We start from the raw sequence: 12584 nt of genomic DNA on the forward strand, positions 1-12584 counted from the left end.
TCTTTAAATATTAAATACCGATAACCAGATTGAAACCAAAGGTGCGTGTAGAAGGGAACTGCGCCACTTCAAAGCCCTGTACAATATCACTGCCGGACAGGGTTCCGAACTCAGGATCGAAAATCGGCCACTTGGACCAGATGTACAGGTCCCTGCCATACACACCTACAGTTGCGCGCTGCAGCCCCAGGCGGTGGGTAAGGTTTTTGCCAATCGTAAAATCAAGCCTGGCCTCGCGGAACTTTACAAAGTTGGTAGAGAAGGTATTGCCCTCGGCATTGTCTATCCCGTAATGTGAGCGGTAGTAGCCATCGACATCTGTAGCGATCACATCATTTTTGCGATAGGTACCGTCCGCATTCAGGATTACGCCATTACCGATTATACCGTTGTATCTTCCCGGCAGGGTATTGGTGGTCTTGCCCTGTTCTGCCAGTTTGTAATTGCTGAGGGAATAGGCTACAGCACCAAACTGGGCATCAAATAACAGGTGGAGGCCAAACTGTTTATACTTAAAATCGTGTCCCATACTGGTTTTCCATTTCGCGGTAGTGTTGCCCAGGTAAACCAGGTCGTTGGATAGTTTGGCGAATCCTGTAGCCGCATCATAAACGATTTGCCCGTCGGGCGAACGCAGGTACCCGCGGCCGAACAGATCGCCCATGCTTCCGCCAACCCGTGCCACGATCTGCGCACCGCCGGTAGGGCCGTTACGCAATACTACCGCGCTGTCTGCCAGCTCCTGGATCTTGTTTTTGTTGGCACTGAAGGTGCCAAAGACTGTCCAGCTGAAACCTCCCGGAGTCTGGACGGGTATACCGTTTACTGAAATCTCCAGTCCTTTGTTGTTTACCCTGCCCACATTGATCACCGCCTGACTGAAACCGGAAGACTGATCTACAGTACGGTTGAGGATCTGGTTTTTGGTATTGCCGCTGTACACGGCCACATCAAAGCCGAGGCGGCTTTTAAAGAATTTCATCTCTGCCCCAAGCTCCAGTGTGGTGGTACGCAGCGGCTGAAGGTTGGCATTGGAGAGCGTACGCGGATTTTGCAAGCCGCCGGCATAGGTGCTGCCGGCAGTAATATAGTTAAATGTAGTCTGGTAAGGTGTTGTTGTTCCGCTGCCCACACCGGCAAGTGATGCCCTCAGTTTGGCGTAGTTGATAACTTCAGGCAGTTTGAATGCTTCAGAAGCGATAAAACTGAGACTGGCAGAAGGGTAATAGAAGCCCACCTGGTCGGTCCTGTCGGCAGTAGCCAGCGTACTCACCCAGTCTTTACGGGCTGTGATATCCATATACAGATAGTCCCTGAAGCTGGTTGACAACAATCCATAGAAGCTGTTCAGTGCATATTTCGATTTAAAGGGCGCGCTGATCAGCGGCCCTGCATTGTTGGCCATGGAGTAGATTCCCGGGTATACCAGTGAATCGGCACGTACTTCATCCCTGTTGTAATTGTTGCGCAGCATACTGCCGCCGGCCGTTGCAGTAACATTGAAATCTTTGTTTACTTTTTTGTTATAACGCAGCAGGAAATCCCCGCCCGCTTCCTGTGAGTAGATGTTCTGTGTGCGGTAAGATCCTTTCGGATATTTGGTGCCGGCATCATACGGACGTTCCTGTGCACGCTGTTCATAGCCCATATCGAGTGTAGCTCTTACCTGCAAACTGAGTGCGCTGGTGATTTTGTACTCAGCCTGTACATTGCCCGTTACCGAATTACGGCTGGATTTATTGATAAATTCTTCGGAGATGGCATAGGGGTTCTCCGGGAAAGTACTGAAAGGGTAGAAGATCTTTCTGTCTTCCTGGCCGTTTACCCAGTAATTCTTAAGCCAGTTGAGGTCTGCACTGGGCTGCCAGAAGATATACCAGTACATGAGCGACTGGTTACCATATCCTGCGCCGGGCAGGTTGGCACTGCTTTTATTGTTATAATTTACCTTTGAGCTGATCGTCAGTTTATCATTGATCTTGGAATTTACCGATAAGGCGACGCTGTTGCGGGTATATCCTGTGTTGGGGGTAATCCAATGGTTGGTTACGTTAGTAGCCGAGAAACGGGCCGATGTTTTATCCGTACCGCCATCCACGCTGATGGAGTTGGTATAGGTGCGCCCTACGTCGAAAAACTCACGGCTCTGGTTTTTATAAGGTACCCATGGTGTTCTTACGGTAGATTGTTTTTGCGTTACAGGGTCAAGCTGGTAGAACATCTGTCCATCGTATTTTGGCCCGTACGCCGAGCTGGTACCGCTGGTACTTGCACCATCCGGCCCCGCACCATATGAATAATACCTGGAACCACCGATTCCCTGTCCGTATTCATACTGCAGGTCTGGCCAGCGGTTTACAGATTCCATCGAGGTATTGGAATTGAAAGTGATCCCCAGTCCGCTTCTTTTAACACCGGATTTGGTGGTGATAATGATGGCGCCGTTTGCCCCGCGCTGTCCGTATAATGCGGCAGCTCCCGGGCCTTTCAGCACACTTACATTTTCGATATCCTCGGGGTTCAGGTCGTTCAGATTGCTGCCGTAATCCGCAGGCAAATTATCACTGCTGGTACCGTATACGTTTTCGCCTGCATTGGACGTCCGCCTGCCGCTGCCCTGGTTGATCACTACCCCATCTACCACGATCAGGGCTTCGTTATCCCCCGTAAGGTTGTTCTCTCCGCGCAGGATGATCTTGTTGGAACCCGCGGGGCCACTGTTGGAACGCACCAGGTTAAGCCCGGCTACCTTGCCGGAAAGGGCATCCGTCCAATTGCCCGAGAGGGCACTGGTGAGCTGCTCGCCCTTTACTTCTGTGACCGAATATCCCAGTGATTTTTGCTCGCGTTTGATGCCGAGCGCGGTTACAACCACCTCGTTAAGGCTGTTGTCTGCCTCATTGAGCGTTATATTAAGGACGGTTGTCCCATTGGCTTTTGCCGTAACGTTGTCTACCGTTTTTGTTTGTGCGGAGAGGTAGCTGATCTCTACAGTATAAGTTCCTGCATCTGCGTTCAGTACATAGCTGCCGTCGTTGACAGACATGACGGCAATCCCCGCCGAGCGGATCCTTATGGATGCCCCGGGTATAGGTTCGCCTGTTGCAAAAATTACTTTTCCGGTAATGCGGCCTTTTCCCTGTGCCTGCGGAATGATCAGTATATTCTGGCCGCCTGTTTGCCTGTAGGTAGATCCGGTTCCCTTTAATAGTAAACTGAGTGTTTCTTCGATGCTGCGCTGTCCTTTCGCAATTCTTACCGTCCTGTTTTCGTCCAGCGTATTGTTGTTATAGCTGATGCTTACATTGCCCAGTTTTTCCAGCTGCTGGAAAGCATTTTTGAGGGTAATTCCTTCTGCCCCGAAGGAGATTTTTTTATTTGTTACAGGCTGTGCCCCTGCGCTAAACACGCCAAAAGGGATATATAGCAGTAAAAGTATGGTGAATAACCACAATTTTTTCATATGTTTAATTGATTTATTCTTGCTTAGCGGTGAGTTTAAATGTTCAATAACCGGCCTGGGATTGTTAGAGCAATTCCGGGCTTCATGGTCTTTAATGGCCTGGTAGATACTATTTCATAATCTTTCCTCCTTTTTGGTTATTATTTGAGATGTACAGGTGATTTCCGTTTTGTGTAAAGGCGAGCCCCGAGAGGATGCTGATGTTTTCCATCGCCTCAGTAAGTGTAATGTTTTTGAACTTGGCAGTAAGCCTCACTTTACTGAGGTCGGGATCTGTAAATTCTATAGCTATCCCATAATGATGCTCCAGCGCCGTGGCGATATCCTCCAGGGACGTATTGTAAAAGATAAAATCATGGTTGATCCATGAAACTACATCGTTTGCGCTGATTTCGCTGAATGTATACAGGCCGTTTTGGGTGTTAATGCTGATCTGATCATCCGGCAGCAGATATTTGATCACCTGGTCCTGTCCATTATGCTTTGCCATCACGGCAACTTTACCAGTTTTTACGGTAACAGCTACCTTATGCTCAGTATCATATGCTTTGATATTAAAAGAGGTGCCCAGGACTACCGTAGTAATGTCGCCCGTATTTACCGTAAAAGGATGTGCAGACTGATGAACAACATCGAAGAAAGCCTCTCCGTCGAGATCTACGTTACGTATTTTTCCGTTAAAGTTTTTTGGATATTTTAACGTGCTTCCCCCGCCGAGATATACCACTGAACTGTCGGGAAGGGTAAACCTGGCCTGCTGTCCGTTGCGATTGCTTACGGTCTGGTATATTTCGCTGCTGCCAGGGCGGTACTGGTATAACGCGGTGCCCAGGATGCAGCAGATCAGGCAGGCTGCTGCATAGCTGATCCATTTGCGGCCCTGCCGCTTTGCCAATTGCGGGAGATCCTCCCTGCTGATATGGGCATGGATTTTTGACCAGGCTTTTTCTGGATATACCTGCTGTTTAAAATAGGATTTTGATGCTTCAAGGATCTGGATGGTTTCGCTGAACTGAGAGAGGTGCTCCGGGCTCGCTTCTATCCATTCCTGTAGCTGGTTGAGGCCCTCATCGCTGATGGTCTTCTCAAAATATGCAATAATTAATTTGTAGCTGTTGTCTTCCATTACTGTCTCTAAAAGGAAAGACAGGATTTTAATCAGTTCTACGTATCCGGAAGCGTTAAGGTTATATTAACAAATCGTTAATTTCAGGAAGCAGACCGGCGGAAGTCTTTTAACAGCAACCTCAGTTTTTTGATGGATTTGTACAGGGTGGTATCTACGGTACGCACGGAGATCCCCAGGATCGTGGATATTTGACGGTTGTCGAGACTGTCGATATGGCTCATCAGGAGGATCTGTCGCTGACCGGGCGGAAGAGTATCAATTACTGTTAGGATACCTGCATAAGATTCGCGGCTGGAAAGGATCCTGAATGGGGTATCCCGGTCCTGAAACTTAGATTCGCAGATATTGATATCTTCAATGGAATCTACAGGTTCTTTCTTTTTTTGATTGTAATTGAGTGCCAGGTTTTTTGCTGATACAAACAGGTAACTCCTGATGTTGAGGATCAGGGAGCCATGCCTGCCATCCCATAACTTGATAAAAAGATTGGCTATAATTTCTTCTGCAGCCGCGTAATCCCTGGTGTAAACCGCGCAGAACTGGCATAGAGGCTTGTAATGACGGTTGAAAAGAGTTTCAAGGGCTAAATGGTCATTTTTCCTTAAAAGATCTGTTAAAGCTTCATCTGTAAGTTGCAGGTACATGCCGGTTGGTTGTTTTTACAAATCTAGGGTTGTGATATTAACTTAATATTAAATACCCGGGATCGTTGCCTGTAAAGAATACCGCCCTTATTTTGTGATAAGATCCTGTTTGGTGATTGGTTTTTCCGGCAGGAAATATCTTGGTGTAATATCAAAGTAGTTGGCCAGGGCATTGATATGTTTTAAATTATACTTGGCAGGATTTTTATAATTTTCAACATTTCCAATGAAGGATGTTTTTGTATTGATAATCTTACCAATATCACTCTGTTTAAGATTATGTTTTCTTCTTAGCATAATCGTTACGTCAATAGTATATTGTTCGATCGGATCAAGAAGAGGCTGCTGCATATTAGTAGGTTTACGTTATAACAAATATATCCTGAAGGAGTAATAAATGTTGAGCGTGTATATACGTGTTATTTGCGGGTGATATAACAGAAATATATGCGTTAAACCACGTAATTAGTAGCGACGCTTATTTTTATACAACCTCAGGGTGTGAAGTACGCAAAGAAATCGTTATGAGAGCCTAGCCTGTATCTGTCGTATTTTTGTAATATATAAGCGTCACGGCATGCTTTACCGTTCTCTGAGGATATAATTAATTATACTTACGCCAATTAATCAAAAAAACTAAAGTATGACGATCAAAACAATCAAGTCTGGAGTATTGGCACTTGCCTTAGTGCTGTCAGCTACAACAATGCGGGCACAGGAAAGCAGGCCAAGTCCGGCTGCAACTGCAACAGGTACCGTTAATGGTGCAAATATTTCGATCAGCTACAGCAGTCCTGCTGTAAAAGGCCGCAAGATCTTTGGTGGCCTGCTGCCGTACAACGAAGTATGGAGAGCCGGAGCAAATGAAGCTACAGTATTTAAAACTGACAAAAAGGTAATGGTAGGAAAAACACCTCTTGAAGCTGGATCTTACAGCATCTATGTCATTCCTAACGAAAAATCCTGGAAGGTGATTTTCAACTCGCAGACAGGACAGTGGGGCACCGGAAAAAATGGTTCTACACGCGTTCCTGAAAAAGATGTAACTACTATCGTGGTTAAAACTGTTAAAACTCCTGCACTTGTAGAGCGCCTTAAATATGAGGTTACACCAAAAGGCGTCGTACTGGCCTGGGAAAACTCATCAGTACTGGTTCCGATCAAATAAGCGTTAATTTTCATTTCTAAATTCCGCTTTATCTTTTATATAGTGCCCCCGGATTAAAAATCCCAGGGGCACTTTTATTTCAGCATACTTTTATAGGCGATGATGAAAATTTCCTTCAATTTTTCAAGGCTCATGGGTTTGGAGATATACTCGTCCATTCCACCTTTCAGGTAGATGTCTCTTTCTTCGGGCATTGCATTTGCCGTAAGGGCTACGATATAAGGTTGATAGGGCAGGGTTTCGCGGATCAGCCTGGTGGCTTCCATACCATCCATCACAGGCATCTGAATATCCATCAGCACCACATCAAACTGCTGCAGCAGCAGTTGCTCCACGGCCTGTTTCCCGTTATCCACCATTTCAATCTGGTAGCCCAGTTTGTGAAGCACCCTTTCAATCAGTTTCTGGTTGATCAGATTATCTTCGGCAACGAGAATATTTAAGGGATATGATTCGCTGAAACGGTCGCTCAGTACCTGCGTGGGCTTATCTTCTGCCGGCGAACTGTGGAAGATCGAAAACTGTCTTTCAATGCTTTTCCACAATTGTTTTTGCTTCACGGGCTTGGTAAGGATTGCGGAGAAGAGATTGGAAAAGCTTTTCATGCTTTCGTCACCAATGGAGCTGAGCATGATCACCGGTAACTTGCTGTTACTGGCTTTGACTTCCTTTGCAAAAGCAACACCGTTCATCTCCGGCATCTCCATATCTGTGATCACCAGCTCAATGTTGTCATTTACTTTCATCACCTCCAGGGCTTCCTGTCCTGAAGATACCGTAACCGGGATAAAGCCCCATAGTTCGAGCTGGGTATTGAGTATCACACGATTGGTATAGTTATCATCTACTACCAGGATGTGCTTTCCTTTGATCTCAGGATGTACGGTCTCCAGCGGGGCATTAAAGAGTTGCTTTGCGCTTTTGATGACCCGGGCAGTAAAATGAAAAGTAGAGCCTTCATTGATCTTGCTTTCTACCCAGATCTCGCCGCCCATCAGTTTAATAATTCGTTCACAGATGACCAGCCCCAGTCCGGTGCCCCCATATTTGCGGGTAGTGGATGAGTCTACCTGCGAGAAGGGCTTGAAAAGATCTTTGATTTTATCTGCCGGAATGCCGATGCCGGTGTCTCTGACACTAAATTCAATCAGTAATTTATCCTCAGTGAGGACCTGGCTGAGGCTTACTTTTAAAAATACTTCTCCTTTTTCAGTGAATTTTATCGCGTTGTTGACCAGGTTGATCAGCACCTGTTTTAACCTGAGGCTGTCGCCGGTGATCTGCAGGGGCAGCTGGTGTTCAATATCATAAACGAGATCGATCTTTTGGCGGGCCGATTTCTGCGAGAACATATCCATCACTTCCTCTATGCAGTTTCTCAGATTGAAATCTTCCTGCTCGATATCCATTTTGCCGGATTCGATCTTTGAAAAATCCAGGATGTCATTGATTACGCTTAAGAGATTTTCGCCGCTCTTGATGATGGCATCAGTGTATTCTTTCTGCTCTTCGGTAAGGCTGGTTTCTGTGAGCAGAGAGGCCATGCCCACCACCCCATTCATTGGAGTCATGATTTCATGGCTCATACTGGCTAGGAAAATGCTTTTTGCCTGATTAGCTTTATCTGCTTCGGTGCGTGCAAGATGTTCCTGTTCCCGCTGGTAATGGAGTTCTTCTGACTGTACCATAAGCTCTTCTGACTGGGCCTGGAGTTCTTCAGACTGTACCTGCAGTTCTTCATTGATGGACTGTAATTCCCTTGCCTGCATAGAAACCTCTGAGGTACGTTCCTTTACCAGTGTCTCCAGTGTTGCTTTTTGCCTGATGATGGAGTTGATCCTGGAGCGGTATACCAGATAAACAGCCGTCAGTAAAACTACTGCTGAAATCAGCTTAAACCACCAGGTTAACCAGAATGGCGGTACGATAATCAGTTGCAGCCTGATTACCGATGTGACAGATCCTTTCTGATCACTGTTGCGGCATTTCACCATAAAGGTATAATCGCCATGTGGCAAATTCGTGTATACAGCAGAGTTTTTGCGCCCTACGTTATTCCAGCTTTTATCAAAGCCCTTCAGGAAATAAGAATAGTTCTTTTTTCCGTGCGAGAGAAAGTCGAGCAGTGCAAAATCAAAAGAAATGGTAGATTGATCATAAGGCAAGGTGATGGATTTGGCTTCTGTTATATCTTCTCTCAGAACAGAAGTGTCGGAGCTGTCTTTTGCTATAGCTACTTCTTTATTAAACAACTGAAAACCCGTTAACAGGAGCGGGGCGCTGGATTTTACATCCCTGATCTGTTCTGGATAGAATTTATTAAAACCATTCACGCCGCCAAAGAACAACTCTCCTGTACTGCTTTTGAGTGCAGAATGGGGTTTGTATTCATCTTCCTGCAGCCCGTCTTCATCAGTAAAATTTGTAAAAGTGCCCAGCTTGCTGTTATATCTGGAGAGTCCACTGTTTGTACTGATCCAGAGGTTATACCGGTTGTCTTCGAGAATGGCATAGGTAAAATTGTTCTGCATGCCATCTTCCGTAGAGAAACGGGTAAAAACTTTTTTTGAGGGATCCAGCAGGTTAAGGCCGTCAAAAGTGCAGAGCCAGAGGTTACCGGCATGGTCCTCTTTAATATCAACCACGGTATTGTTACTGATGCTGGTTTTAGTTGCAGTATGTTTAAAATGCCTGAATGTCCCTGTTCCAGGCTCAAAAAGATCCAGTCCGGCATCATTAGTGCCTACCCAGAGGTTGCCCTTACTGTCTTTTAATAATGAATTGATACGATCGCTGGCGAGGCTTTTTGGATCACCGGCATTATGCCTGTAGTGGGTAAATTGATTGGTTGCCGGATCAAACAGGTCCAGTCCGCCGCCAAATGTGCCTATCCATATTTTCCCTCCGGGATCAGGACATATCGTATAGATATTATCTGCACTGATGCTGTTATCATCCTTTGTGTTGTGCCTGTAGGTTTGAAACTGCTTTGTTTGCAGGTCCAGAACACTGATCCCGGCGCCCCAGGTAGCTATCCAGAGCTGCTTATGCTGATCTTCCCTGATGTCAAGAACGTAATTTCCAGAAATGCTGTTCCTGCCTTCCTGATGCTTGTATACTGTAAAATCGTCTGTACGATTGTTAAATGAATTGAGCCCGCCGCCATCTGTTCCCAGCCAGAAATGGTGGTTGGAGTCTTCAAAAATGCTCAGTACAAAATCGTTTGATAAGCTGTTTGGGCTCCTGCTGTGCTTGTAATGCGTAAAGTTGGTACTGTACTTTTTATAAAGGTGCAGGGCGCCGCTAAAAGTGCCCACCCACATATTTCCAAAACGGTCTTTAAAGATGGCATCCACAGAATTGGTGTTCAGGCTGCTTTGATCAACATCATCATGGACATAGGTTTCAAATGTATTTTGTTTATAGTTAAAAATACTCAGCCCGGCATTTTCAGTTCCTACCCACAGATTTTTTTGATCATCTTCCGCGATGCTCTGTATGCTGTTGCCCGCAACTGAATTCTTATTTTTCTTATCCGTTACAAAGTGTTTAAAACTATTGCTGGCGTAATCGTACAGGTTTAGGCCCTGATCCTGTGTACCTATCCAAAGCTGGCTGCTGCTGTCTTCAAACAGGTACGTAATCCTGTTACTTGAAATACTGCCCGGAACACGATCCTGGTGTGAAAATCTGGTAAAGCTGCGGGTCTTGCTGTCAAACCGATTGAGCCCGGTTAGCTGGTCCCCTGCCCAGATGTGATTGCGGCTGTCTTTAAATACCGTAATGATATTATTGCCGCTGATACTTTTAGGGTCAAGCTTTTGGTTGCGGTAATGGACCGCTTTGTTCAGTTTTGTATTGAAGAGGTCCAACCCATCATTCTGCGTTGCAATCCAGATATTGTCCTGGTCATCAAATACAATTCTGTTGATAAAGTTGCTGGCGATGCTCTGATCGTCTCCCTGATGGTGCTGATAATGCGAAAACTTATTGCTCCTGCGGTCGAATTTATTTAATCCGCCGCCCATCGTTGCTACCCAGATATTTCCATATTTATCCTCTGCAATATGGGTGATATAGTTGTTGCTGATGCTGTTGGGGTCATCCGGGTTGTTGCGGAATACTTTGATTTTATACCCGTCATACCTGTTGAGACCGTCCCGGGTACCAATCCACATAAAACCTCTTTTGCCCTGATAGATATAATTGACATTCCTTTCTGACAGGCCGTTCCTGTAACCAATATGCGAGAAATGTATCTGTTGACTTTGAGAGAATGCTAGTATTGAGATTGCCTGAAGCAAAATAATCAGCAATGGTTTAATTTTGGAAATCAATTTGTGTTTATAAATGGTTTAGGGTGTTTTGGATTGAAGGTATCGCTAATTACATACAAGATAATATATTATTATGGTAAGTTTTGACAAAAAAAAGATATAATCTTTGCTTTTAATCAATTTAAGCAGAATTGTTGTCTGCCGATTTTTCGCTTGCACAATACTCGCGGTGAGTATATACAATGCGAAAGCTTTTTTATAAAAGTATAGTGCATGATATGATATAATCAGCGCATTTTCTGCTTAGGAACCAAAGGCTGGATTGATTATATTCATGGCCTTAGAAACCGAAATATATGATTGGTATTATTCAGAACTTCAAGCAACTAAAAGCGGGCGTAGTCTTATTGATGTGTTTGCTTGCACAAGCCTCTTTTGCACAAGCCTCTTTTGCACAAATGACAGAGCCAAAATACGTAATGGTTATTCATGGCGGTGCCGGAACGCTGAGCAGAAAAAATATGAATGCAGAAAAAGAGGCGGCTTACCGGGCGGGTTTAACACTTGCACTGCAAACAGGTTACAATGCAATAAAAACCGGTAAATCCAGTCTTGACGCCGTGGAGGCCACGATACATACCCTGGAAGATAACCCGCTTTTTAATGCCGGTAAAGGAGCCGTGTTTACGCATGAGGGGCGCAATGAAATGGATGCTGCGATCATGGACGGAAAAACAAAAATGGCAGGAGCCGTGGCAGGAGTTACGGTAATCAGAAATCCTATTTCTGCTGCAAGGGCAGTGATGGAGAAGTCGGAACATGTGATGATGGCGGGCCCTGGTGCCGAAGCTTTTGCCAGACAGGCGGGACTTGAAATTGTAGACCCTAAATATTTTTTCACGAAAGAACGCTGGGACGGCCTGCAGAAAGCAATAAAAGATGATTCTGTGAAAACAGAAGTGGATCATGGAGGTAAAAAATCCATGCGCCTTGGTACCATCAATCCTGATTATAAATTTGGTACAGTAGGAGCGGTGGCGCTGGATCAGGCGGGCAACCTTGCTGCGGGAACTTCTACAGGAGGCATGACCAATAAAAAGTATGGCCGTATCGGCGATTCGCCAATAATCGGCACCGGAACTTATGCCAATAATGCAACAGCCGGTGTCTCATGTACCGGCTGGGGAGAGTTTTATATCAGGAATGTAGTGGCATACGATATATCTGCGATGATGGAATATAAGAATATGACTGTTGCAGATGCCGCCCGGGCAGCAATTGAAAAGGTTGGCAAGATGGGCGGAGACGGCGGTTTGATCGCACTTGATGCAAAAGGCCATATGGCGATGCCATTCAATACCGAAGGGATGTATAGAGGAACTGTTACCGAAGATGGCAAAATCGAGGTGCTGATCTTTAAAAAAGACTAAGCCTTCTTATTGATGAGGTTCACAACCGCTGCGGTAACGAGTGCCCCGAATAAATAATATCCAACAGTCAGGATCTTTACCTCGTCGGTTTTAGTTACAGGCGTGTCGTCAAGGCCCATAGGTTTGGGTAATTTTACGGCTCCGATACCTGCGCTTAATCCTACAAATATGGCTTTTGGCCAAAGATATTTTGCAGAGCCGGCACCAATCAGGCTATAATAAAGTGTATTGCCTACCAGATCGCCTGCCAGTGTTGCATTATACAGCGTTTCCTTATCGTCTATATGTCCCCCAAAATAACGCAGTGTTCTCTGGATAGCATCTTCTCCCAAAAGATCAACCCTTGGGACATTGCTGCTCTGTTTTTTTAATGTCTCGTGAAGGATATTCAGTGCTGCTGCACCGGCAAGTCCTGCAATCAGGTTTGTTATTTTGCTCATTTTATTTCTGGGTTAGTGTTGTGGGTACAACAT

General features: G+C 45.5%; 8 protein-coding genes. 2 read left to right on the forward strand and 6 right to left on the reverse strand.

Annotated elements, in window-relative coordinates:
- Nucleotides 1–10: 10 nt before the first annotated feature.
- The 4 genes from FN831_RS03040 to FN831_RS03055 all read right to left on the reverse strand — a co-directional run bounded on the left by FN831_RS03040 (nucleotide 11) and on the right by FN831_RS03055 (nucleotide 5587).
- A complete protein-coding gene (locus FN831_RS03040) occupies nucleotides 11–3463 on the reverse strand; it encodes a SusC/RagA family TonB-linked outer membrane protein (RefSeq protein WP_142526749.1) in 3453 nt (1150 codons plus the stop codon).
- A gap of 109 nt (nucleotides 3464–3572) precedes the next feature.
- Nucleotides 3573–4589, reverse strand: a complete 1017-nt coding sequence (locus FN831_RS03045; RefSeq protein ID WP_142526750.1) for a FecR family protein — start codon at nucleotides 4587–4589, stop codon at nucleotides 3573–3575.
- Between the two features lie 83 nt (nucleotides 4590–4672).
- Complete coding sequence (locus FN831_RS03050; RefSeq protein WP_142526751.1) at nucleotides 4673–5236, reverse strand: RNA polymerase sigma factor; 564 nt, start codon at nucleotides 5234–5236, stop codon at nucleotides 4673–4675.
- Nucleotides 5237–5323: 87 nt separating this feature from the next.
- Nucleotides 5324–5587 carry a helix-turn-helix domain-containing protein gene (locus tag FN831_RS03055; RefSeq protein ID WP_142526752.1) on the reverse strand — a complete coding sequence of 88 codons (264 nt, stop codon included), beginning with the start codon at nucleotides 5585–5587 and terminating at the stop codon, nucleotides 5324–5326.
- A gap of 292 nt (nucleotides 5588–5879) precedes the next feature.
- On the opposite strand from FN831_RS03055, the gene FN831_RS03060 reads away from it, so the two are divergent.
- On the forward strand, nucleotides 5880–6404 hold the full coding sequence (locus FN831_RS03060) for a DUF2911 domain-containing protein (protein ID WP_142526753.1): 525 nt from the start codon (nucleotides 5880–5882) through the stop codon (nucleotides 6402–6404).
- A 74-nt stretch (nucleotides 6405–6478) separates the two neighbouring features.
- Here the strand turns inward: FN831_RS03060 and FN831_RS03065 are convergent, their stop codons facing one another.
- Complete coding sequence (locus FN831_RS03065) at nucleotides 6479–10741, reverse strand: hybrid sensor histidine kinase/response regulator (RefSeq protein ID WP_185960365.1); 4263 nt, start codon at nucleotides 10739–10741, stop codon at nucleotides 6479–6481.
- Between the two features lie 296 nt (nucleotides 10742–11037).
- Between FN831_RS03065 and FN831_RS03070 the strand changes: the two genes are divergently transcribed.
- A complete protein-coding gene (locus FN831_RS03070) occupies nucleotides 11038–12111 on the forward strand; it encodes an isoaspartyl peptidase/L-asparaginase family protein (RefSeq protein ID WP_246101318.1) in 1074 nt (357 codons plus the stop codon).
- Here the strand turns inward: FN831_RS03070 and FN831_RS03075 are convergent.
- A complete protein-coding gene (locus FN831_RS03075; RefSeq protein ID WP_142526755.1) occupies nucleotides 12108–12551 on the reverse strand; it encodes a hypothetical protein in 444 nt (147 codons plus the stop codon). The two genes, FN831_RS03070 and FN831_RS03075, sit on opposite strands and share 4 nt — an antisense overlap.
- Nucleotides 12552–12584: the final 33 nt, after the last annotated feature.

The sequence above is a fragment of the Pedobacter westerhofensis genome (assembly GCF_900182595.1).
Taxonomy (GTDB): Bacteria; Bacteroidota; Bacteroidia; order Sphingobacteriales; family Sphingobacteriaceae; genus Pedobacter; species Pedobacter westerhofensis.